Origin of the sequence: Streptomyces albireticuli (assembly GCF_021228125.1) — a bacterium.
Lineage (GTDB): Bacteria > Actinomycetota > Actinomycetes > Streptomycetales > Streptomycetaceae > Streptomyces > Streptomyces albireticuli.
The window spans coordinates 13,226-36,315 of the sequence record NZ_JAJQQS010000011.1; the positions used below are offsets into that span (position 1 = coordinate 13,226).

At 72.7% G+C, this 23,090-nt stretch carries 19 protein-coding genes; 7 read left to right on the plus strand and 12 right to left on the minus strand.

What is annotated here, in order from left to right; genetic code table 11:
* Nucleotides 1-2: 2 nt before the first annotated feature.
* Nucleotides 3-1,235, minus strand: a complete 1,233-nt coding sequence (locus LUZ64_RS20325) for an acyl-CoA dehydrogenase family protein (RefSeq protein ID WP_095583497.1) — start codon at nucleotides 1,233-1,235, stop codon at nucleotides 3-5.
* Between the two features lie 84 nt (nucleotides 1,236-1,319).
* Between LUZ64_RS20325 and LUZ64_RS20330 the strand changes: the two genes are divergently transcribed.
* Nucleotides 1,320-2,492, plus strand: coding sequence for a thiolase C-terminal domain-containing protein (locus LUZ64_RS20330; protein ID WP_095583498.1), 1,173 nt, complete (start codon nucleotides 1,320-1,322; stop codon nucleotides 2,490-2,492).
* A 42-nt stretch (nucleotides 2,493-2,534) separates the two neighbouring features.
* On the opposite strand, the gene LUZ64_RS20335 is transcribed toward LUZ64_RS20330, so the two are convergent.
* Nucleotides 2,535-2,969 (minus strand): Zn-ribbon domain-containing OB-fold protein, encoded by a 435-nt coding sequence (locus tag LUZ64_RS20335; protein WP_095583499.1) that lies wholly within the window; start codon nucleotides 2,967-2,969, stop codon nucleotides 2,535-2,537.
* Between the two features lie 189 nt (nucleotides 2,970-3,158).
* Here LUZ64_RS20335 and LUZ64_RS20340 point away from each other — a divergent pair, with 189 nt between their 5' ends.
* From LUZ64_RS20340 to LUZ64_RS20350, 3 genes are all read left to right on the plus strand, one after another.
* Nucleotides 3,159-5,384, plus strand: coding sequence for an acetate--CoA ligase family protein (locus LUZ64_RS20340; RefSeq protein WP_095583500.1), 2,226 nt, complete (start codon nucleotides 3,159-3,161; stop codon nucleotides 5,382-5,384).
* 79 nt (nucleotides 5,385-5,463) lie between these two features.
* Entirely contained in the window at nucleotides 5,464-6,348 is an 885-nt protein-coding gene (locus tag LUZ64_RS20345; protein ID WP_095583501.1) for an enoyl-CoA hydratase/isomerase family protein, read from the plus strand.
* An 83-nt stretch (nucleotides 6,349-6,431) separates the two neighbouring features.
* Nucleotides 6,432-7,079: a flavin reductase family protein gene (locus LUZ64_RS20350; protein WP_232398681.1), complete on the plus strand. Its 648-nt coding sequence runs from the start codon at nucleotides 6,432-6,434 to the stop codon at nucleotides 7,077-7,079.
* A gap of 204 nt (nucleotides 7,080-7,283) precedes the next feature.
* Here the strand turns inward: LUZ64_RS20350 and LUZ64_RS20355 are convergent, their stop codons facing one another.
* Both LUZ64_RS20355 and LUZ64_RS20360 read right to left on the minus strand, forming a co-directional pair.
* Nucleotides 7,284-8,291 carry a hypothetical protein gene (locus tag LUZ64_RS20355; protein ID WP_095583503.1) on the minus strand — a complete coding sequence of 336 codons (1,008 nt, stop codon included), beginning with the start codon at nucleotides 8,289-8,291 and terminating at the stop codon, nucleotides 7,284-7,286.
* Nucleotides 8,292-8,354: 63 nt separating this feature from the next.
* Complete coding sequence (locus LUZ64_RS20360) at nucleotides 8,355-9,680, minus strand: MFS transporter (RefSeq protein ID WP_232390497.1); 1,326 nt, start codon at nucleotides 9,678-9,680, stop codon at nucleotides 8,355-8,357.
* 204 nt (nucleotides 9,681-9,884) lie between these two features.
* Between LUZ64_RS20360 and LUZ64_RS20365 the strand changes: the two genes are divergently transcribed.
* On the plus strand, nucleotides 9,885-10,922 hold the full coding sequence (locus LUZ64_RS20365; RefSeq protein WP_095583505.1) for a GlxA family transcriptional regulator: 1,038 nt from the start codon (nucleotides 9,885-9,887) through the stop codon (nucleotides 10,920-10,922).
* Nucleotides 10,923-10,943: 21 nt separating this feature from the next.
* Here LUZ64_RS20365 and LUZ64_RS20370 read toward each other — a convergent pair whose 3' ends face one another.
* The 4 genes from LUZ64_RS20370 to LUZ64_RS20385 form a co-directional block, all read right to left on the minus strand.
* The gene (locus LUZ64_RS20370) at nucleotides 10,944-12,014 is read right to left on the minus strand and encodes a Zn-dependent alcohol dehydrogenase (protein ID WP_095583506.1); all 1,071 of its coding nucleotides are present in this window, start codon (nucleotides 12,012-12,014) and stop codon (nucleotides 10,944-10,946) included.
* Nucleotides 12,015-12,219: 205 nt separating this feature from the next.
* Entirely contained in the window at nucleotides 12,220-13,683 is a 1,464-nt protein-coding gene (locus LUZ64_RS20375; protein WP_095581816.1) for an aldehyde dehydrogenase family protein, read from the minus strand.
* On the minus strand, nucleotides 13,680-14,837 hold the full coding sequence (locus LUZ64_RS20380) for an acyl-CoA dehydrogenase family protein (RefSeq protein ID WP_095581817.1): 1,158 nt from the start codon (nucleotides 14,835-14,837) through the stop codon (nucleotides 13,680-13,682). Before LUZ64_RS20380 ends, LUZ64_RS20375 begins: the two co-directional genes overlap by 4 nt.
* A 21-nt stretch (nucleotides 14,838-14,858) precedes the next feature.
* Nucleotides 14,859-15,779 (minus strand): SDR family NAD(P)-dependent oxidoreductase, encoded by a 921-nt coding sequence (locus LUZ64_RS20385; RefSeq protein WP_095581818.1) that lies wholly within the window; start codon nucleotides 15,777-15,779, stop codon nucleotides 14,859-14,861.
* A 97-nt stretch (nucleotides 15,780-15,876) separates the two neighbouring features.
* Here LUZ64_RS20385 and LUZ64_RS20390 point away from each other — a divergent pair, with 97 nt between their 5' ends.
* Nucleotides 15,877-16,803: a cyclase family protein gene (locus LUZ64_RS20390; RefSeq protein ID WP_095581819.1), complete on the plus strand. Its 927-nt coding sequence runs from the start codon at nucleotides 15,877-15,879 to the stop codon at nucleotides 16,801-16,803.
* Between the two features lie 258 nt (nucleotides 16,804-17,061).
* Here LUZ64_RS20390 and LUZ64_RS20395 read toward each other — a convergent pair whose 3' ends face one another.
* The 4 genes from LUZ64_RS20395 to LUZ64_RS20410 form a co-directional block, all read right to left on the minus strand.
* Complete coding sequence (locus LUZ64_RS20395) at nucleotides 17,062-17,538, minus strand: ATP-binding protein (RefSeq protein WP_211305045.1); 477 nt, start codon at nucleotides 17,536-17,538, stop codon at nucleotides 17,062-17,064.
* Between the two features lie 413 nt (nucleotides 17,539-17,951).
* A complete protein-coding gene (locus LUZ64_RS20400) occupies nucleotides 17,952-18,995 on the minus strand; it encodes an acyl-CoA dehydrogenase family protein (protein WP_095581820.1) in 1,044 nt (347 codons plus the stop codon).
* 2 nt (nucleotides 18,996-18,997) lie between these two features.
* Complete coding sequence (locus LUZ64_RS20405; RefSeq protein WP_095581821.1) at nucleotides 18,998-20,167, minus strand: acyl-CoA dehydrogenase; 1,170 nt, start codon at nucleotides 20,165-20,167, stop codon at nucleotides 18,998-19,000.
* A 4-nt stretch (nucleotides 20,168-20,171) separates the two neighbouring features.
* A complete protein-coding gene (locus LUZ64_RS20410; RefSeq protein WP_095581822.1) occupies nucleotides 20,172-21,371 on the minus strand; it encodes an amidohydrolase family protein in 1,200 nt (399 codons plus the stop codon).
* 128 nt (nucleotides 21,372-21,499) lie between these two features.
* On the opposite strand from LUZ64_RS20410, the gene LUZ64_RS20415 reads away from it, so the two are divergent.
* Nucleotides 21,500-23,089, plus strand: a complete 1,590-nt coding sequence (locus LUZ64_RS20415) for a class I adenylate-forming enzyme family protein (RefSeq protein ID WP_095581823.1) — start codon at nucleotides 21,500-21,502, stop codon at nucleotides 23,087-23,089.
* Nucleotide 23,090: the final 1 nt, after the last annotated feature.

A 23,090-nucleotide genomic window follows, 5' to 3' on the forward strand; every position in this document is an offset into this window, starting at 1 on the left:
CGTCACAGGGCCACCGCTTCCCTGGCCGTCCGGCCGGCAAACAGACCGGCCTCGTCCGCCGCCCGGGCCCGGAGCCGGTGGACAGGACCGAACAACAGCTCGTCCGACACTGCCCGTTTGAAGTACAGCTGCACCTCGTGCTCCCACGTCACCCCGATGCCACCGTGCAGTTGCACCGCCTCCCCCGCGACGTCGCGCAGCGTCTCCAGGGCCTGCGCGAGCGCGAGCCCGCCGGCCGCGCCGTCGTCCGTGGCGTCCCCGCCGACGGCCCATGCCGCGTAGTACGCGGCCGAACGCGCCGCCTGCACCGCCACGTACAGATCGGCCAGCCGGTGCTTGACCGCCTGGAAGGACCCGATCGGCCTGCCGAACTGCACCCGGGAGCGCGCGTGGCCGACCGTCCGCTCCAGGACCCGGTCCGCCGCGCCGACCGCCTCCGCGGCGAGCACGGCGGCCACGGACCGTCCCAGCCGCGCCAGCTCGCCCGGCACATCGGCCCCCGCGTCACCCAGGAGGGCGGCCTCCGCGTCCCGCAGCTCGACGCGAGCCTGCGGGCGCGTCTCGTCCAGGGCCGTCAGCCGGACGCGGGTCACACCGCGCGCGGCGGCGGGACGCAGGACGAACAGCAGCGTCCGCCCCCGTACGTAGCCCCCGGTGCGGGCCGCCACCAGCAGCAGGTCGGCGCTGTGCCCGCCGAGCACCTGCGACGCCTCCCCGTAGAGCCACCAGCCGGAGCCGTCCGGGGTCCGCCCGTCCGGGCCGGGCCGGGCCTGCACCCCGCCGGCGCGGCCGCCACCGGCCCAGTCGCCGTCGTTGGGCGCCGTCAGCCCGAGCGCGGTCGGCAGCGCCCCGCCCGGCACCGCGAGGGCGCCCGTCAGCTCACCGGAGGAGATCCCCGGCAGCAGTTCCTCGCGCTGCTCCGGCGTGCCCAGCGCGGCGATCAGGGGCGCCACCAGCCCGGCGGTGCCCAGCAGCGGGGACGGCAGCAGCACCCGGCCGGTCTCCTCGCAGGCCAGCGCCAGCTCCGTGGGGCCGCGACCGGCGCCGCCGTAGCGGTCCGCCACGGCCAGTCCCGCCAGCCCGACCCGGCCGGCGAGCAGGCGCCACAGCTCCTCGTCGTATCCGGGCTCCGTACGGACCGCGGCTCTGACCTGGCCCGGGCCGCAGCGATCGCGCAGCACGTCGCGCAGGGTGCGCCGGATACTCTCCTGCTCCTCGCTCAGCGCCGCGTCCACAACAGACCTCCCATACTGACGGGTCGTCATATTAAGTTCGCCGACGCCGCTTTCCCAGCCCCTAACTGATGTACCGTCAGATTTATGAGCCCTGGCACGCGCAAGGTGGCCGTCGTCGGCGTCTCCCTCTCGGACTGCGGGCGGGTCGACCACGCCACCTCGTTCGCCCTGCACGCACAGGCCGCCCGGCGCGCCCTCGCCGATTCCGGCCTCGACCGGGGCCTCGTCGACGGCCTCGCCTCCGCCGGGACCGGCACCCTCGCCCCCCTCGAGATCGCCGACTACCTGGGCCTCAGGCCCACCTGGGTCGACTCCACCACGGTCGGCGGCTCCACCTGGGAGGTCATGGCGGCCCACGCGGCCGACGCCATCGCCGCGCGCCACGCGAACGCCGTCCTCCTCGTTTACGGCTCTACCGCCCGGGCCGACCTCAAAGCGGGCCGCCGCACCGCCGCCCTCTCCCTGGGACCGCACGGCCCGGCGCAATTCGAGGCTCCTTACGGTCACACCCTCGTCGCCAAGTACGCCATGGCCGCCCGCCGCCACATGCACCAGTACGGGACCACGCTGGAGCAGCTCGCGGATGTCGCCGTCCAGGCGCGCGCCAACGCCCTGCACAACCCGCACGCCATGTACCGCGCCCCGATCACGGTCGACGACGTCCTCGGCGGGCCGGTGATCGCCGACCCGTTCACCAAGCTCCACTGCTGCGTACGCTCCGACGGCGGCTGCGCCGTGCTGCTGGCCGGGGAGGAGTACGTGGCGGACACGGTGAAACCACCCGTATGGGTACTGGGCTCGGGCACCGCCGTCTCGCACACGACGATGTCGGAGTGGGAGGACTTCACAGTCTCCCCGGCCGCGGTCTCCGGGCCCCGGGCCTTCCGCCGCTCGGGCGTCACCCCCCGGGACATCGAGGTGGCGGAGCTGTACGACGCCTTCACGTACATGCCACTGGTGGCCCTGGAGGACCTCGGATTCTGCGCGAAGGGCGAGGGAGGCGCGTTCGTGGCCGGGGGCAGGCTCACGATCGGCGGCGAGCTGCCCGTGAACACGGACGGCGGCGGGCTGTCGGCCTGCCACCCCGGCATGCGGGGCCTCTTCCTGCTGGTCGAGGCCGTGCGGCAGCTGCGGGGCGAGGCGGAGGAGGGCCGGCAGGTGCGCGGCCGGGACGGAGGAGCGCCACGACTCGCGCTCGCGTCGGGGACGGGCGGCTGGTTCTGCTCCTCGGGGACGCTGATCCTGGGGCGCGGCTGAGGGCCGGGGCCGGAGGGAAACCACAGCCCCCCGCACCGACGGTCACCCCGGGCCGAACACCGGCACGCTCAACGGCGTTTCGGTCAGCGGCGTTTCGAGCACCGGCCGGAAGCGGACCCGGAGCTCCATCGCGACCCGCAAGGCGCTCTCCGGACAGTCCACGATCTCGGTCATCATGCGCGGACCCTCCGCGAGGTCCACGACGGCGGCGACGTAGGGCAGACGTTCACCGAAGGGCGGCAGGTCGTTCATGTGGACGACCGACCAGGTGTAGAGCGTGGCCCGGCCGCTCGCCTCGGCCCAGACGACGTCCTCGCCCCAGCAGCGCGGGCAGAACTCGCGGGGATAGTGGTGGACCGCGCCGCATCCCTCCTCCCGGCACCGGCGCAGCAGGAGCCGGCCCCGGGCGGCGGCCTCCCAGTAGGGGCGGGTGAAGTCGTCGACCCCGGGCACGTCGAAACGGGCGGACACGGTCATGGCGGCAGCCTCCCGTCACCGTCGCGGCTCCGACGCCCGTCACGGCCCGGCCCGGCCGCCCGGTGACGGACGGAGAACCATCCGCTTCACGCCATCACCCCGGGTCCGCACCATTCCTGACGTGACGTCAGATCGGTAGCCTGACTATACGTCAGCGTATCGGCCATTGAGCAGGAGTGGACGAGAACGATGCTTGGATCGACTCATGGCACCCTCACCACCACCTCCCGTCCGGCCCGCGTCGCGGCCTGCGGCGAGCGTCCGGGCCCCGCCGTCCACGGCCTGGCCACCGACATCGCCGACGTCGACGTCAGCGGGCGGCCGCTGCACTCGGACGTCCCCGACCTCGACCGGTTCTTCCGCCCCGAGACCGTCGCCGTCATCGGCGCCTCGGACGCCGAGGGCCGCCCCAACACCGGGATCACGCGTCAGCTCCTCGCCTGGTGCGAGCGGGTCGGCGCCCGCCTCCACCCCGTACACCCCACCCGGCGGACCGTCTTCGACCTCCCTTGCCATCCGTCCGTCGCGGAGCTCCCCGAACGGGTCGACCTCGCCGTCCTCCTCGTGGGCGATCCCCTTCCCGTCATGGCCGAACTGGACGGCTCCAAGGCGGCGTTCGCCGTGGCCTTCGCCTCCGGGTTCGCGGAGACGGGCCCGGAGGGAGCCGCCGCCCAGGACCGGCTCGCCGCCGCCGCCCGCGCGGCGGGCGTCCGGCTCCTCGGCCCGAACACCAACCTCAACGCCTTCGAACGGTTCCGTGACGACCTCGAAGGGCCCGCCATCGCGTTGATCACCCAGTCAGGCCACCAGGGCCGGCCCGTCTTCGCCCTCCAGGAGCTGGGCGTCAGGCTCTCCCACTGGGCACCGACGGGCAACGAGGCCGACCTGGAGTGCGCGGACTTCCTCTCCTACTTCGCCACGCGCCCCGAGGTCGGCGCCATCGCCGCGTATGTGGAAGGGCTCAAGGACGGCCGTTCCTTCCTGCTCGCCGCGGACCGCGCGGCGCGGCACAAGGTGCCCGTCGTCGCCGTCAAGGTCGGCCGGACCGAGGCCGGCGCCCGCACGGCCGCCTCCCACACCGGCAAGCTCACCGGGGCGAACGAGGTCGTGGACGCGGCCATGCGGCAGTTCGGCGTGATCCGGGTGGACGGGCTGGACGAGCTCCAGGACACCGCGGCCCTGCTCGCCCGCGCCCGGCCGCCGCGGGCCGAGGGAGTCGCCGTCTATTCGATCTCCGGGGGCACGGGAGCCCACTTCGCGGACCTGGCCGCCGCCGCCGGGCTGCCCCTCCCCACCCTCTCCACCGCCAAGCAGCGCGAGCTGCACCAGTGGATACCGGAGTATCTGAGCGTCGAGAACCCCGTCGACAGCGGCGGGCATCCCGTCGGCGACGAACGGGGCCGCAGGATCATCGACGCCCTGCTCGCCGACCCGGCCGTCGGCGTCCTCGTCTGCCCGGTCACCGGGCCCTTCCCGCCCATGAGCGACCGGCTCGTGCGCGACCTCGTGGCCGCCGCCGAGGAGACCGACAAGCTGGTCTGCGTGGTGTGGGGCTCGCCCGTCGGCACGGAGGACGCCTATCGCACCACCCTCCTCGGCTCCTCGCGCGTCGCCACCTTCCGCACCTTCTCCAACTGTGTGACCGCCGTGAGCGCCTATCTCCGCCACCACCGCTTCACGGCCGGCTACCGCTCCCCCTTCGACGAGGCGCCGCGTGTCCTCTCCCCGTCCGCGCGCAAGGCCCAGGAGCTGATGCGCCCGGGCGAGCAGCTGAGCGAGCACGCGGCCAAACAGCTGCTGCGTGCCTACGGCATCCGCGTACCCCGCGAGCAGCTGGTGACCAGCGCCGCCGCGGCCGTACGGGCGGCGGGGCTGGTCGGCTACCCGGTCGTCATGAAGGCGTCCGGCCCCCAGCTGGCCCACAAGACCGAGCTCGGGCTGGTCAAGGTCGGGCTGACCTCGGCCAGCCAGGTCCGGGACGCCTATCGCGAGCTCACCGACATCGCGCGCTGCGAAGGGCTGCCCCTGGACGGCGTCCTGGTCTGCCAACTCGTCGGAAGGGGGGTGGAGATGGTCGTCGGGGTCTCCCCCGACCCGCTCTTCGGGCCCACGGTGACGGTGGGCCTGGGTGGGGCGCTGGTCGAGGTACTGCGCGACACCGCCGTGGGCGTCCCGCCGTTCGGCGAGGAGCACGCGCGCACGATGCTCGCCGAGCTGCGCGGCCGCGCCCTCCTCGACGGCGTGCGAGGCGCGCCCCCGGCCGATGTGGACGCGCTCGTCGAGACCGTCCTGCGCGTCCAGCGGATGTCGCTGGAGCTGGCCGACGACCTCGCCGAGCTGGACATCAACCCTCTCGTGGTACTGCCGCGCGGCCAGGGCGCCGTGGCCCTGGACGCCTTGGCGTACTGCCGCTGAGACGGCCCGGCCCGCTTCCGCCGGCCCGCGTGCGACGAACCGTGGAACCGCGACGGCCCGTAGAACCAGGAGCTCCCCCATGCCCGTATCCCCCCGTGCGAACCCCGTCGGCCCCACCGGTCCCGAGGACGCGGCGCGGCCCGTCGAGCCCGTGGGGCCCGATGACTCAGTGATACTCCACACCACTGACAACGGCGTCTCGTGGATCACCCTCAACCGGCCCCGGACGAGCAATGCCCTCACCCCTGACCAGCGAGAACGCGTGATTTCCCGGCTTTTCGAGGACTCCGCCGACCCGGCCGTGCGAGCCGTGGTCCTCACGGCCACGGGCCGGGCGTTCTGCGCGGGGGCCGATCTGCGCGTGGCTGCCACGCGCAGCCCGGGCCCGGCCGCCGAGCGCGCCGCGGGCGATGTGGCCCGGGTGATCCGGCGCGGCGCCCAGCGCCTGGTCAGCGCGGTGCTGGACTGCGAGAAGCCCGTGATCGCCGCCGTGAACGGCACCGCGGCGGGCCTCGGCGCGCACCTGGCCCTCGCCTGCGATCTCGTGCTCGCGGCCGAACACGCCACGTTCGTCGAGGTGTTCGCCCGCCGGGGGCTGGTCCCCGACGGCGGGGGCGCCTATCTCCTGCCCCGCCTGGTCGGGCCGCGCCGGGCGAAGGAGCTGATGTTCTTCGGGGACGCCCTCACGGCCGCCGAGGCGGAACGGCTGGGGCTGGTGAACCGTGTGGTGCCGGAGGGTGAGTTGTCGAGCGTGGCCCACGCCTGGTCCGACCGCCTCGCGGCGGGCCCGACCCGGGCGTTCGCGCTCACCAAGCAGCTGGTCAACGCCTCGCTCGACATGGACCGTACGGCCGCCTTCGCCGCCGAGGCCGCCGCGCAGGAGATCAACATGACGACGGAGGACGCGCGGGAGGGCGTGGCGAGCTTCGTGGAGCGCCGCGCCCCGGCCTACCGGGGGCGCTGAACCGTTCCTCCGGCGGCCGAGCCCGCGACGGGCCCTCCGTCCCGCACCTTTCGAACTGACGGCTCATCAGATTCAATGGAAGCATGATGGGACACGCGGGAATGGCGGCCGTCGCCGTGCGCTATCTGCGGTCGGCCGGCGCACCGACCGCCACGGCCCCGCGCTCCGGGCCGGGACCGGCGCGGGCGCTCCGGGCGGCACGGGCGGACGAGCGGCCCCCGCCCGCCCCGGAGGACTTCCGGCGCGTGCTCGGGCACTTCGCCAGCGGCGTCACCGTCGTCACGGCCCCGGCCGCCGACCGGCCCGGTGCCACGGAGCCGCCCGCCGGGTTCGCCTGCCAGTCCTTCGCCGCGCTCTCCCTCGACCCGCCGCTGGTCGTCTTCATGGTGGCCCGGACGTCGAGCAGCTGGCCGCGCATCGCTCGCGCCGGGGTCTTCTGCGTCAATGTGCTCGGCGCCGGCCAGGAGGCGCTGTGCCGCGCTTTCGCGGTCAGCGGCACGCGGACGGCCGACAAGTTCGCGGGCGTACGGTACGCGCCGGCGCCCGCCACCGGCTCGCCGCTGCTCGCCGGGGTGCCCGCCTGGGTCGACTGCGCGGTCCACGCCGTACACACGGGCGGGGACCACCTCATCGTCGTCGGACGGGTCGAGGCGCTGGGAACGGACGACACGGCGGCCGCGGCGGGACCGCTGCTCTTCCACCGGGGAGCGTTCGGGACGCTCACGCCTTGAGGGGCGCTCACGCCCTTGGAGAACGCTCACGCCTTGGCGGACGCTCACGCCCTGGGGAACCCTCACACCTTGGGAGACGCTCACGCCCCTGGGGAATCTCACGCCCTTGGAGAACGCTCCCGCTCCAGGGAACGCTGATCCTCAAGAGCCGCCCGGCCTCCGAAGCAAGCCCCTCGGCCGCACGCCGGGGATCCACACCGCCCTCTACCCCTTGTGCTCGACAGCCTTCACGAGCACGTAGCGCTTCCCGGAACCAGGCTTGCCGACCTCGTGGAAGATCCGCGGCTCCTTACCGGTGCCGCCGACGATCCAGTTCCGGGCGAGCTCGCAGCTGCCGATGGTCAGGGACACGCCCTCGACCTTCCCGTCACGCTTGAGCGTCGTCCACTTGCCGGAGCCGTCGCACTCCTTCGGCCTGGCGTGGCCCGTGCCGTCCCACACGTAATTGTCGAGGCCCTTGGCGACCGCGGCCCCGTCGCCGGTCAGCTCGACCTTGCCGCCGTGCCCGTCGGTCCAGGCGCCCACGAGGTCCGCCTTCTCCAGCCGGGGCGGCTCGTAGACCTTCGCCAGACCGGTGCCGTACGCCCCGGCGCCCAGGGCGCCGACCGCGAGCCAGGCGAGCAGTCCGTCGCGCACCACCCGGCGGGCCATGCGCACGGGGCGGCCGTCGCGGACCCGGCGGCCCGCGGCCCCGGCGACCAGGGAGGCCGGCAACAGTCCGGCCGTAAGGGCGGCCCACCACAGCAGGTACGTCAGGGGCGGGGCCAGGGCGAGGCTGCCGAGAGCGATCACACCGCCGAACACCACCACCGCCACGGCGGCCACCAGCGGGACCGCGGCCACGGTCCACCACCAGCGCTCGGGCCGTCCGGCACGCCGCGCTATCCGGCGGGCGAGGGCCAGCGTGGGCATCACCGCGACGGCCGTGACGAAGCCGCTGACAAGTACTGCGAGAAGCGCGACGCCGACGACCAGCCCGACGATCATGATGATGTCGCGCGGCGGACTGTCGTGCTCGCGCGAGAGCATCACCAGGAGGGCGACCGTGCCCCCGATGACCGCCTCGGCGCACAGGCCGGCCACGGACGCGCAGAAGGCCGCGCCGAAGCCGTCCGCGTGCGTCACCCGCTTCGGCGCCCCGGGGGTCTCCCCGGGCGCGGCGTCCTTCTTGCCGTCGGCCGGCATCGCGTCCGGCTCGGCGTGCTGTGTCATGACCAGCCCCTCTCCCCCTGAAGGATTCCCCTGGGGCCCGCAGGGTTGCCTCGGCGAGGGGGATCACACAGGGGCGGCCGCTCCGGCCGCCGGGGTCACGGCGGGCCGCCTGCGGATCACCAGCGCCATCAGCGCCGCCACCGCGCACAGCGCCCCGGAGGCGTACCAGACCATGTCGTACGAGCCGAAGGCGTCCCGCGCCACGCCGCCGAGGAAGGCGACCAGAGCCGCGCCCACCTGGTGGGAGGCGAGCACCCAGCCGAAGACGATCGCGCTGTCGTCGCCGTAGTGCTCCCGGCACAGGGCGATGGTGGGCGGCACGGTGGCGACCCAGTCCAGGCCGTAGAAGACGATGAAGAAGATCATCGGCGGGTGGACGGTCGGCGCCATCAGCATCGGCAGGAACATCAGGGAGACGCCGCGCAGCGCGTAGTAGACGGCCAGCAGTCGGCGGGCCTCGAACCGGTCGGTGAACCAGCCGGAGGCGATCGTGCCGACGACGTCGAAGACGCCGATCACCGCGAGCAGGCCGGCGGCGGCCGTGATCGGCATGCCGTGGTCGTGGGCCGCCGGTACGAAGTGCGTCTTGACCAGGCCGTTGGTGGAGGCGCCGCAGATCGCGAAGGTACCGGCGAGCAGCCAGAAGGGCCCGGTGCGGGCGGCCTCGGTCAGGGCCTTCAGCGCGCGTCGTGCCGCGCCCGGCGCGGGAGGCGGCTTGGGGGTGTACGACTCGGCCCCGTACGCCTTGAGTCCGACGTCCGCCGGGTGGTCGCGCAGCAGCAGCCAGACGCAGGGAACGACGACCAGGGCGGCGACCGAGACGGTCAGCGCGGCGGGCCGCCAGTCGTGGTGTTCGACGATCCAGGAGAGCAGCGGCAGGAAGACGAGCTGTCCTGAGGCTCCGGCGGCGGTGAGGATGCCGGTGACCAGGCCGCGCCGGGCGACGAACCAGCGGTTGGTCACGGTGGCGGCGAAGGCCAGGGCCATCGAGCCGCTGCCGAGGCCGACGAGCACGCCCCAGCACAGGACGAGCTGCCAGCTCGCGGTCATGAAGACGGTGAGCCCGGAGCCGACCGCGATGACGGTCAGGGCGAAGGCGACGACCTTACGGATGCCGAAACGGTCCATGAGGGCGGCCGCGAAGGGGGCCGTGAGCCCGTAGAGGGCGAGGTTCACGGAGGCGGCGAGACCGATCGTTCCCCGGGACCAGCCGAACTCCGTGTGCAGGGGTTCGATGAGCAGGCCGGGTAGGGAGGCGAAGCCCGCGGCGCCGATGATCGTCACAAAGGTGACGGCGGCGACGGACCAGGCGCGGTGGACACGGCGCCTCCGGCCGGCGGGTGCCGGCCCGCGCGCGGGGAGGGTGGGAGGTCGGGTCGTCCAGGTCACACGGTCAGCATCGAGCGCGTCGCTCGCGGCCACGAGTGGCCCGGAGGACAGCGTTCACCAGGATCGGGCCAAGGGGGTTCGGGCGGTGGAGTAGTGGGACCCCTGGGAACGCGGACGCGGGGTCCCGGGAATGCACCGCTCCGGGGCAGCCTTGTCAGACACAGGCCGACAGGCATCGGGTATCGCTTGAGGGGGCGTACACACATGTCGCAGTCCATCGGGATCCGGCGGAGCGAGCAGCACCCCGACGCGCCGCCGCACCGCGTCGTCGTTCTCGCCCTGCCCGGTGTCATCCCGTTCGAGCTGAGCATCCCGTACCGCATCTTCGGCAAGGCCACGACCTCCGCCGGGGACCCGCTGTACGAGGTGGTCACGTGCGCGCTGACGCCGGGCGGCGTCCGCACGGACGCGGACTTCGACATCACCGTCGACCGGGGACCGGAGGCCCTGGCCGAGGCGGACACCGTCGTCGTGCCGGCCTCGTACGAGCTCGGCCCGCCGTTCACGGAGGGACGGCTGGACGAGGAGCAGGCCGCCGCGCTGGCCTGGGTACGCCCCGGCACCCGCATGGTGTCGATCTGTACCGGCTCGTTCGTGCTCGCGGCGGCGGGGCTCCTGGACGGGCGTCCGGCGACCACGCACTGGAGCAGCACGGACCACTTCCAGCGGCTGTACCCGTCGGTCCGGGTGGACGCCGACGTGCTGTTCGTCGACGACGGCGATCTCCTGACGTCGGCGGGGGTGGCCTCCGGCATCGACCTGTGCGTGCACATCGTGCGGCGCGACCACGGCTCGGCGGTGGCCAACGAGGTGGCCCGGCGCAGTGTCGTGCCGCCGCACCGCGACGGCGGTCAGGCCCAGTACATCCAGCGTCCGGTCCCGGAGCCGCAGGTCGCGACGACCACGGCGGCCCGGGCCTGGGCGCTGGGACGGCTGCACGAGCCGATCCAGCTGCGCGACATGGCGGAGCGGGAGGCGATGAGCGTACGGACCTTCACCCGCCGCTTCCGTGAGGAGGTCGGCATCAGCCCGGGGCAGTGGCTGACCCAGCAGCGGGTGGAGCGGGCGCGCCACCTGCTGGAGGACACCGACCTGTCCGTGGACCAGGTGGCGCAGGACGCGGGATTCGGGACGGCGGCGTCGATGCGGCAGCATCTCCAGACGGCGCTCGGCGTCTCGCCGACGGCCTACCGGCGTACGTTCCGTTCGGTGCCCGCGCACCCGGCGGACGCCCCGCGCTGAGCGGCTTCCGGCCGGGCGGGGCTAGGGGAACGTGAGGACCGCGCGGGCCACCCGGCCGTGGTGCACGTCGTCGGCGGCCTTGGTGAAGTCCTCGACGGGATAGGTCCGGCTGACGAGCTCGTCCAGCAGGAGCCGGCCTTCCCGGTAGAGGCGTGCGTACAGGGCGATGTCGCGCTGCGGGCGCGACGATCCGTAGCGGCAGCCGAGGATCGATTTGTCGAGGTAGAGCGAGGAGACGAGGAAGGACGCCCGCGCGCCGGCCGGCGGCACGCCGAGGAGCACCGCCTGGCCGTGGCGGCCGAGGAGGTCGACGGCCTGCCCGATGAGGGAGGTGTCGCCGACGCACTCGAAGGTGTGATCGGCACCGTCGGGCAGGATCGCGCGGACGGCGGCCAGGGTGTCGGGGGCGGTGCCGGCGTCGATGAAGTGGGTGGCTCCGAAAAGCCGTGCCGTGGGCGCCTTCGCGGGGTTCGCGTCGACGGCGACGACGGTGGAGGCCCCGGCGATCCGGGCGCCTTGGAGGACGTTGAGTCCGATGCCGCCGGTCCCGATGACGACCACCGTCTCGCCGTACCGGACGCGGGCGCGGTTGAGGACCGCGCCGACACCGGTGAGCACGCCGCATCCGATGACGGCGGCCGAGGTCAGGGGCAACTCGGCGGGGATCGCGACGGCTTGGACGGCCTTGACGACGGTGCGTTCGGCGAAGGCGGAGTTGGCCGCGAACTGGTGGAGCGGGGTGCCCCGCCGGGAGAAGGGCCGATCGGGCCGGCCTATCGACATGCGGCACATGGTCGGGCGCCCTCGGTCGCACTCGCCGCAGGTTCCGCAGTTGGCGAGGGTCGACAACGCGACGTGGTCACCGGGGGCGACGTGCGCGACGCCCGGCCCGACCTGCTCCACGACTCCGGCGCCCTCGTGGCCGAGGACGGCGGGCAGGGGGTAGGGAATGGTGCCGTCGACGACCGAGAGGTCGCTGTGGCAGAGCCCGGCGGCGGCGATCGCGACGAGGACCTCACCGGGGCCGGGCGGGCGGACCTCCAGGTCGTCGACGACCTGCGGCCGCTCGCCGTCGAAGATGACGCCTCTCATGGCGGTTCCGCCTCTCATCCGGTCAAGAACGGACTTGTACGCGATGCTTTCGGTCTGGAGTGGGGCGGGGCTGGGTGTGTTCCGCCTCAGGAGGAGCTTCCGGTCGGGCGGGCGTCGGGATCGGGTGGGCGTCGGGATCGGGTGGGCGTCAGGATCGGGTGGGCGTCAGGATCGGTGTGCTTCAGGATCGGGTGGCCTCTCCGGCTCAGGAGGGCCAGACGAGGGACTGGAGTTCGCTGTAGGCGTGCAGGCCGAAGGAGCCGCCGTCGCGGCCGATCCCGCTCTCCTTGAACCCGCCGAACGGCGTCTCCGGGTGCCGCTGGACCGTGTTGACGCCGACGTTGCCGCTGCGCAGGCGGGCGGCGAAGGCCCAGGCGTGGGCGGTGTCGGCGCTGAAGACGTAGTCGTGGAGGCCGTACGAGGTGCCGTTGGCGATGCGTACGGCTTCTTCCTCGTCGTCGACCGGGAGCGCGACGACGACGGGGCCGAACAGTTCCTCGCGGGCGACGGCCATGTCCGGGGTGGCGTCGGTGATGAGCGTGGGCGCGACGTAGAAGCCGGGCGCGAGGTCGGGGCGGGTGCCGCCGACGGCGATACGGGCGCCCCCCGCGCGGGCTCCGGCGATGTACGCCTCGACGCGGTCGCGCTGGGCGGCGGAGATCAACGGGCCGACGACGGTGGAGTTATCCACAGGGTCCCCGACCGTCAGCGTCCGGGCGTAGTGTGTGAGGCCGGTGACGACCTTCTCGTACAGCGATCGATGGACGAGGACGCGGGTCGGCGCCGTGCATATCTGCCCGCTGTGGAAGGACCAGACCGAACCGACCGCCCCGATCGCCGACTTGACCGTCTTCTCGTCGGCGTCTCCCAGGACGATGGCCGCGCCCTTGCCGCCCAGCTCCATCAGGGTGCGCTTCATCGACCTCCCCGCGGTCTCGGCGATCTGTTTTCCGACGGCGGTGGACCCGGTGAAGCTGATCATGTCGACGCCGGGGTGTTCCACGAGCGCTCGGCCCGCTTCGGGGCCCGATCCCGTGACGATGTTGAAGGCACCGTCCGGCAGGCCCGCTTCGCGGAGCAGCGGGCCGAGCGCGAGGACGCAGAGGGGATCCTGCGGTGCCGGTTTGGCGACGACGGTGTTCCCCATGGCCAGGGCGGGGGCGACCTTGCCCGCGAGATTGACGACCGGGAAGTTGTAGGAGGTGATGCAGCCGACGACGCCCACGGGGCGCCGTACCGCGGCGGCGCCGATGAGGCCGCCCGGAGCGAGCGGGCTGCCCTGGACGGGGCGTGGCGCGAGCGGGATGACGGCCGGCTCGAGCGCGCCCTGTGCGTAGCGGCGGAAGCGGTCCGCCGCCACGGGCACCTGCATGGTCGAGGTGAGGCGCAGTGTCGCGCCCGTCTCGGCCTGGAGCAGGGGTACGAGTTCGGTTTCGTGTGCGGTGATCAGATCCGCCATCCGGTCCAGTACGGCCGCGCGCTCGCGCGGTGGCGTGCGGGACCAGCCGTCCTGAGCGGCCCGCGCGGCGGTCACGGCCAGGGCGACTTCGGCGGGAGTCGCCTCCGGGGCCTCCCCGACGACCTTCTCGGTCGCCGGATTGACAACTGGATAGTGCCCTTTTTCCGGCGAGTGCCAGGTGCCGTCGATCCAGTGTCCGTAGGTGGTCATGGGCGCGGCTCCTTCGGCAGGCCGAGCACGCGCTCGGCGATGATGGTGCGCTGGATCTCGTCCGACCCGCCGTAGATGGTGTCGGCACGGGAGAAGAGGAACCGGCTTTGCAGGGAGTCGAGTTCATAGGGACGGCCCGCGCTCCAGTCGTGCGGGCCCAGGGTGGCGGCCGGCCCGCGGACCCGCATGACCAGCTCGCCGAGCCGCTGGTGCCAGCCGCCCCAGAGCAGTTTGGCGACGCTGGGCGCTCCGCGGTCCTCCGTCACCCCGAGGGTCCGCAGGGCGTTCCAGCGCATGGTCCGAAGCTCGGCCCATTGCCGTACGAGCCGGTCGCGTGTCACCGGATCCTCTGCGGCCCCCGTCTCCAGGGCCAGCCGGAGCACCTCGGAGAGTTCGGCCGCGAAGCCGGTCTGCTGGGCGAGTGTGGAGACGCCCCGTTCGCGCCCGAGGAGGTCCATGGCGACCTTCCAGCCGTTGCCCTCGCCGCCGACGAGGTGCTCGGCCCGGGCTTCGGCGCCGTCGAGGAAGACCTCGTTGAAGTCGGCGGCCCCCGACATCTGGCGGATGGGCCGGACCTCGATCCGGCCGGGCTGGTCCATGGGTACGAGCAGGAAGGAGAGGCCGTGGTGCCGGTGGGAGTCCTCGGTGGTGCGGGCCAGCAGGAAGCACCAGTCGGCCTCGTGGGCGAGCGAGGTCCAGATCTTCTGCCCGGTGACCCGGTAGACGCCGCGCCGGTCCGGCACGGCCCGGGTCCGTAGGGAGGCGAGGTCGGAGCCCGCGCCGGGTTCGCTGTATCCCTGGCACCAGAGCTCCTCGCCGCGGGCGATCGCGGGCAGGAAGCGGGTGCGCTGGGCCGCGTCGCCGTGGGCCAGGAGGGTGGGGGCGAGGAGTTGCTCGCCCATGTGACCGAGGCGGGCGGGGGCCCGCGCCCGGGCGTATTCCTCGGCCCAGACGACCTGGCCGGTCAGGGTGGTGGTGCGGTTGCCGTAAGTGCCGTGGGCGGGGTCCCAGCCGAGGCCGATCCAGCCGCCGGCGCCGAGCCGGCGCTCCCAGGCGCGGCCGTCGGGGGCCGGATCGGTGGCGAGGTGGCGGGTGAGCCAGTCGCGGGCCTCCTCCCGGAGCGCCTCGTCCTGTGGCCCGAATGCGAAGTCCACGCGCTTCTCGCTCTCTGCCCGTCAGGCGTCGGGGTGTTCTCCGGACGGTTTCGGCCCGTTCGAGCCGGTCGCGGCCTGCGGGCGGCCGAGCAGGGGCATCGGGTCGGTGCCGACGGTGCCGGGGAGGAGGTCGGCGATCCGCTCCGGGGTCCAGGTTCCGTCCGCGTAGGCGGCGCGGATTTCGCGGGGCTGGGCCCATACGGCGATCTTGGGGCCGGCGACGGTGTACACCTGTCCGGTGACCCCGTCGTCGTGGGCGCGATCGCTCAGCAGGTAGACGACCAGAGGAGCGACGTCCTCGGGTTCACCGATCTCGGTCAGTTCCATGGGCACGTTGGCGGACATGCGCGTACGGGCCACGGGGGCGACGCAGTTGGCCGTGACGCCGTACTTGGCGAGGCCCAGGGCCGCGCTGCGGACGAGGGAGATCACGCCGCCTTTGGCGGCGGCGTAGTTGGCCTGGGAGACGCTGCCCTGGTGGCTTCCGCTGGTGAAGCCGATGAGGGTACCGTGCCGTTGCCGGCGCATGGCGGCGGAGGCGGCCCGGAAGACGGTGAAGGTGCCCTTGAGGTGGGTGGCGACGACGGGGTCCCATTCCTCCTCGGTCATGTTGAAGAGCATGCGCTCCCGCAGGATCCCGGCGACGCACACCACCCCGTCGATCCGTCCGTAGCGAGTCAGGGCCGTGTCGACGACGCGGTGCCCCCCGGCCATCGTGGAGATGTCGTCCGCGAGGGCCACGGCCGTGCCGCCGGCGGCCTCGATCTCCTTGACCACGGCGGTGGCGATGTCGCTGGTCGGTTCTCCTCCGTCGAGGGAGACGCCGTAGTCGTTGACGACGACCCGGGCTCCTTCCGCGGCGCAGGCGAGGGCGACGGCCCGTCCGATGCCGCGGCCCGCCCCCGTGACGGCGACGACCTTGTCGGCCAAGAAGTTCCCCACGCGGCACCCCTCCCCATCACCTGACGGACCGTTAGATTTTTGAGCAGAGTGGGCGTGGGCACAAGCCCCGCACGACCTCCGATCCGGAAGGGATCACATGCCGCTGCCGCCGGAATTCCACGAGATCGCCAAACGAGTCAACAACTGGGGCCGTTGGGGAGACGACGATGAGATCGGCACGCTCAACCTCGTCACGAGAACGGTTGTCCGCGACGCCGCCGCGACCGTACGGACCGGCCGCCGAGTCCCCCTGGCGGTGCCCTTACGGCAGGACGGGGTGCAGACCGGGCTGATCCCGGGCAGGGTGAACCCCCTGCACACGATGATCGCCGTCAATCAGGAGATGTTCGGCCCGGACACCGTCGCCACGAGCGACGACGCCGTGACGATGGGGCTCCAGGCGGGGACGCACTGGGACGCCCTACCGCACGTCTCGCACGGCGGGCGGCTCTACAACGGGCGCCCGGCGAGCTCGGTCACCGGGCACGGACGGGCGGCCCACAGCGGGATCCAGACGGTCCGGCACCTCGTCTCCCGCGGCGTTCTGCTCGACGTGGCCCGCGCCCGGGGAGCCGAGCGGCTCGACGCCGGCCATATCGTCACCCCCGAGGATCTCGACGCGGCGGAAGAGCTGGCCGGGGTCGCCGTGCGGTCCGGAGACGTCGTTCTCGTCAGAACCGGCCAGATCCAGCGGTATCTGGCGGGCGACAGAGAGGCGTACGGCTATCCGTCGCCCGGACTGTCGATCCGTACGCCGGAGTGGTTCCACGCGCGTGACGTCGCCGCCGTCGCCAACGACACGCTGACCTTCGAGATCGTCCCGCCGGAGATCGACGGCCTGTGGCTCCCGGTGCACGCGCTCCACCTGGTCGAGATGGGGATGCTCCAGGGCCAGAACTGGGATCTGGAGGAATTGTCGGCGGCCTGCGCCGAGGAGGGGCGTCACGCCTTCCTGCTGACCGCCACACCCGAACCCTTCGTGGGTGGCGTGGGATCCCCGGTCGCGCCCGTGGCGATCCTCTGACCGGACTCCGGACCCTCGGGGCCGGCGGACCCACGACAGGACGAGCAGGCGGCGACGCGCCGATGCGCACCCCGAGCACGGCACCGCACGTCGCCGCCGGCTCCGGCGCAGTAGCCCTGTACGCGCCGGACCGCGACCCGCACTCGCCAAGGCAGCCCAGTACGAACGGGCCTCTCGACGTCCCCTCGCAACGAATCGCTGCGTCCAAGGGTGATCACGTGGACACTTCACGTCAACACCTGGTCTGGACTTTGTCGACTAAGCCCTATTTGTCACGGCGCGCGGGGCCTCGAAAGCGCCGACCCAGGAGGCGGCGCCACGATCGACCTCGCACCAGATGCGCTTACCGCTGCCCTCGGGCTGCCAGCCCCAGCGGTCGGCCAGGCCGTCCACCAGCTCCAGGCCACGGCCGCCGGTGTCATCACCCTCGGCACGCCGTCGGCGGGGCGGGCGGGAGCTGATGTCGGCGACCTCGACCCGGACCGTGCCCGCGCAGTACTCGGCGGCGCCGGCGGGCCCCCCCACGTCCGGGAAGAGCATGCGCAGGACGGCGGGACAGCCGGTGTGCACCACGGCGTTGGTGACCAGCTCCGAGATCAGCAGGATGAGCGTCTCCGCCAGGGGCTCGTCGACACCTATCCCGGAACCCGCGAGGCGCGACCTCGCCCACTTGCGAGCCCGCCCCACTTCCGCGGGGTCGGCCCGGACCTCCATCTGCATCTGAAGCACCTGCACCGCTCACACCATCCGAACCGGCGGACACAACGCCTCGCGTCTCCGAAGGGTCACGGAACGTGATCCCTTTCCAAGACAGCATGGTTGACGCTCAGTCACCCCAACAAGCGCTTCGGGCATATTCCGGCGCAAAGGAGTATGCGTACTGCATACTGTGCGACGCGCGCTGCGGAGACTCGAACATCGGGGGACCACGGGCCCCGTTCCGACACGAGTGCCAGACATTTTCCCGCCCGGCGCCGCCACATGGACAACACCCGGCTCGCTGCGCCTCTGAACCACTCGCATCCAAGGGAGAGTACCGGAGGGCGAGGCCGACTCCGCCCAGTAACGAGTAACGCGCAGGACACAGCCTGATATCGACGGCCTGTGATGGGTTATGTATGACATGCCCGGCATTTCACCCATGCCGATTACAGGGCGACATTGTCTCCTCCCAAACCTCCGGCCAAAACATCTGAGGGGGTTTCCGAGGGGCCACTCATGAGCAGCATGTTCGCCAGGAATTCCTCGCCTTCGGCAACCGATTGCCACTCACCCGCGTGAATCCAAGCGCGTTTGAGATGCAGATGGACATCGACTTCCCAGGTGAAGCCCAGGCCCCCATACACTTGCAGACAGTCACTGGCGTTGCGGATAGCAGCACTGTCCGCAAGCAGTTTGGCGCCGGCGATCTCGGCCGGATCCCCGGTGACCGAGGCCGCGTAAACGCTCACGCGAGCGAGTTCCGCGCGTACGTGCATATCGGCACAGAGGTGTTGGACGGCTTGGAAGGCTCCGACGGGCCGGCCGAACTGGAAGCGGTGACGGGCGTGCTCGACGGCCATCTCCACGGTGCGGCGGGCGCTGCCCAGTTGCTGTGCGGCGGTCAGCAAAGTCGCTTCCCGATGCAGCCGACTCGCATCGGCGGTCACTTCAAGTGAGCTTCCCCCCAAGGGTGGAGGGAAGTCACGCACCCGGTGCAGGGGTGTCGCCGGGTCCACGGACCGGAGGGGGGTCGCGCCCAGGGCGTCCGGGCCGTTTCCCTCCCCGGGGGTCAGTGCCCGGGCGGTGGCGCCGTCGAGAAGCAGCACGGCGTCGGCACCGGCCAGGTGGGCGACGACGCCGGGGCGGTCCAGGCCCGTGACGATCCGGCGGCCCTCGGCGGCGCCGGGCACCAGGCCCGCCGCGAGGTGGGTGGTGGCCAGTGGGCCGGGCAGCAGGGCCCGCCCCGCCTCCTCGAAGAGGAGCACGGCCTCCGGTAGTCCGAGGCCCGCCCCGCCGTCGCGTTCGGGCAGTCTCAGGGCGAAGAGACCGGCGTCCCCGAGCGCCGTCCAGAGCTCGCGGCCGGGCCGGGCGGCGGTCCGCGCGTCGCCGTCCACCAAGGCGCGCAACCGCTCGCGGGGGAACCGCGCGGCGAGGAGCTCACGCATTCCCGCCTGGAGCGCGCGCTGGTCGCCGGTCAGCCGGAAGTCCATGGTCACCGCGCCTTGGGAAGGCCGAGGACGCGCTCGGCGACGATGTTCCGCTGGATCTGCGAGGTCCCCGCGGCGATCGTGTAGGAGAGCGAGGAGAGGCGGTCCGCGGTCCACTCCCGGCCGCCGTCGAGGGAGTCGGGGCCGAGGACCTCGGCGGCGGCCTCGTAGAGCTCCTGGCGGGCGTGGGAGTAGCGCAGCTTGAAGACGGAGCCCGCGGTGCCCGGCACACCGCCGCGGCCGCTGTGCGGGGCGTGCTCGGCCTCGCTCACGTTCCACCGGGTCAGCCGCCACAGCGCCGAGAACTCGGCGTTCAGGCGGCCGAGGCGACGGCGCAGGACGGCGTCGTCCCAGCGGCCGTTCTCCCGGGCCGCGCGGGCGAGGCGGGTCAGTGTGCGGCGGCAGGCGACGACCTCTCCGGCGAAGGCGGTGCCGCGCTCGAAGGACAGGGTGACCATGGTGACGCGCCAGCCGTCGTTCTCGGCGCCCAGGCGGTGGGTGACGGGCACGCGGACGTCGTCGAGGAAGACCTCGGCGAATTCCGTGGAGCCCGCGAGGGTCCGCAGCGGGCGCACGGTGACACCGGGGGCGTCCATGGGCATGGCGAGCCAGGAGAGGCCCCGGTGCCGGGACGCCGCCGGGTCCGTGCGGACGAGGAGTTCGCACCAGTCGGCGACCTCGGCGTGCGAGGTCCACAGTTTGCTGCCGGTGACGGCGTAGGAGTCGCCGTCCCGGACGGCCCTGGTGCGGAGGGCGGCGAGGTCGGAGCCGGCCTCGGGTTCGGAGAAACCCTGGCACCAGATCTCGTCACCGCGCAGGATCGGCGGCAGCCAGCGGGACCGCTGCTCGGCGGTGCCCTCCGCCGCGATGGTGGGGCCGGCGTGGAGCAGGCCGACGAAGTTGGCGCCGACGTAGGGCGCGCCCGCCTGTTCCGTCTCCTCCAGGAAGATCAGGTGCTGGGTGGGGGTGGCGCCTCGGCCGCCGGCGTCGGCGGGCCAGTGCAGCCCGGCGTATCCGGCGTCGTGGAGGGCGCGCTGCCAGGCGCGGTCGTAGGCCCGTCGGCCGGGCCAGTCCGTGGCGGCGGGCTCGGGCGGCAGCGTGGGAAGGACCTCCCTCAGCCACGCGCGGAGCCGGTGCCGGAATTCCTCCTCCTCAAGGGTCTCGGAAAGGTCCATGCCGTCAGGCGCCCGTCCGGTCGAGATCCAGGCCGAGCATGCGGATCGCGTTGCCCCGCATGAGTTTGTGGACGGTCTCGTCGTCGAGTCCCCGCACATGGTCGAGGGCTACTTCCCGGGTGTGCGGGAAGGTCGAGTCGACGTGCGGATAGTCGGTCTCGAAGGTGGCGTTGTCGCGGCCCACGACGTCCAGTGAGGCGACCCCGTGCCGGTCGCGGAAGAAGCAGCAGAAGATCTGCCGGTAGTAGTAGGTGGAGGGGGGTTCCGGGATCAGATCGCGCACTCCGCCCCAGGCGCGGTGTTCCCGCCATACGTCGTCGGCGCGTTCGAGCGCGTAGGGAATCCACCCCATCTGGCCTTCGCTGTAGGCGAGTTTGAGGCGGGGAAAGCGCACGAGGACTCCGCTGAAAAGGAAATCCGCCATCGAGGCCATGGCGTTGTTGAAGGACAGCGTCGCCTGTACGGCCACGGGGGCGTCCGGGGAGGCCGCGGGCATCTGCGAGGACGAGCCGATGTGCATGTTGACGACGGTGGCCGTCTCCTGGCAGGCGGCGAAGAAGGGGTCCCAGTAGCCGGAGTGGATGCTGGGCAGGCCCAGGTGGGTGGGGATCTCGCTGAAGGTCACGGCCCGGACGCCCCGGGCGGCGTTGCGCCGGATCTCGGTGACGGCGAGGTCGACGTCCCACAGGGGGATGAGGCAGAGGGGGATCAGCCGGCCGCCGCTGTCACCGCACCATTCCTCGACCATCCAGTCGTTGTAGGCGCGCACGCAGGCGAGCGCGACGTCCTTGTCCCGCGCCTCCGCGAAGGTCTGGCCGCAGAAGCGGGGGAAGGTGGGGAAGCACAGGGACGCCTCCACATGGTTGAGGTCCATGTCCTTCAGCCGCTCCACGGGGTCCCAGCAGCCGGGCCGCATCTCGGCGCGGGTGATGCCCTCCAGGGTCATCTCGTCGCGGTCGAAGCCGACGGCGGCGATGTTGCGCTTGTACGGGAAGGCGAGGTCCTCGTAGACCCACCAGTCGGCGGGCGGGCCGTCGGGGTCCATGGTGGTGACGTACTTCCCGCCGGTGTAGCGGAGTTCGCCGATGCCGGTGGTCAGCGCGCGGGGTCCGCGGTCTCGGTAGCGGGCGGGCAGCCAGGTGGCGAAGAGGTGGGCCGGCTCGATCACATGGTCGTCGACACTGACGATGCGCGGCAGTTCCACGGCACCCCTCCAAGAATCTGACGAAACGTCAGTTCCGAGGCTAGTCCCGGCCCCCTGGACCGACAAGGCGCGGCGCCCTACGCTTCCCGCCCCACCTGACATCCAGTCAGGTCAAGTCGGGAGCCCTCATGACCGGTACCGCCGACGACCTCGCCGCCTCCCGGACGCTGTGGGAGCTGCTCGACCGCCGCGCCGCCCGCACCCCCGGCGCCCTAGCGCTCGTCCAGGCCGACGACCCCGGGCCCGACGGCGCCGACCGGAGCCTGACCTTCGGCGCCCTGCGGGACCGCGCGGAGCGGGTCGCGGCGGGCCTGCACGGACTCGGCGTGCGGCCCGGTGCCCGGGTCGCCTGGCAGCTGCCGACCCGCCTCGAAACGGTCGTCCTGACCTTCGCGCTGGCCCGCCTCGGAGCCGTGCAGACCCCGCTCATCCCCTACTACCGCGACCGGGAGGCCGGCCACGCGCTCCGGGCCACCGGGGCGGGCTTCTTCGCCGTGCCCGGAGTGTGGCGGGGCTTCGACCACACGGCCATGGCCTTCCGGCTGGCCCTCTCCCTCCCGTCCCCGCCCCTGGTGTTCACCGCCTACGACACCCTCCCCGAGGGGAACCCGGCGGTCCTTCCGGCGCCGCCCGCCGAGGGCACCTCCGTGCGCTGGATCTACTGGACCTCCGGCACCACCTCGGACCCCAAGGGAACCCTCCACACCGACCGCGGCCTCATCGCCGCGGGCGCCTGCCTCGCCCGCGCCCTGCGCCTCACCCCGGACGACGTCGGATCCATGGCCTTCCCGTACGCACACGTCGCGGGGCCCGACTACACGGTGATGCTGCTGCTGTGCGGCTTCCCCGCCGTGCTCATGGAGCACTTCGCGCTCCCCGGCTCCCTCGACGCCTACCGGCGCCACGAGGTGACCGTCGCGGGCGGCTCCACCGCCTTCTACGCGATGTTCCTCGCCGAACAGCGCAAGGACCCCGGCCGGCCGCTGCTCCCGGCCCTCCGCCTGATGGCGGGCGGCGGCGCCCCCAAGCCTCCCGAGCTGTACCACCGGGTCGTCCGGGAGCTGGGCTGCCGGCTCGTCCACGGATACGGGATGACCGAGGCGCCGATGATCACCATGGGCGATCCGGACGACACCGACGCGCACCTGGCGGGGACCGAGGGGCGGCCGCCGGAGGGCATGGAGATCCGTGTGGTCGACGGGACGACCGGTCTGCCCGTACCCGCGGGGACGGACGGGCACGTCCGGCTGCGCGGCGAGGCGGTCTGCCGGGGCTATCTCGACCCGGAACAGCACGCCGGCGCCTTCGACGACGAGGGCTTCCTCATCACCGGGGACCTCGGCCGTCTCACCGACGACGGATACCTCGTCCTCACCGGCCGCGCGAAGGACGTCATCATCCGCAAGGGCGAGAACATCTCCGCGCAGGAGGTCGAACGGCTCCTCCACGGGCACCCCGGCGTGGCGGACGTCGCCGTCATCGGTCTCCCCGACGAGGTGCGCGGTGAAAGGGTCTGCGCGGTCGTCCAGCAGCCGGCCGGGGCCCCGCCGCTCACCCTTACGGACGTCGCCGCCTTCCTCCGGGAGGCCGGTCTGTCCGTGCACAAGGTGCCCGAGCAGCTGGAGCTGGTCGACGCGCTGCCCCGTAACGAGACGCTCCGCAAGGTCCTCAAGTACAAGCTGCGGGAGCGCTACGGCCCCGGGGACGCGGCCCGCTGAG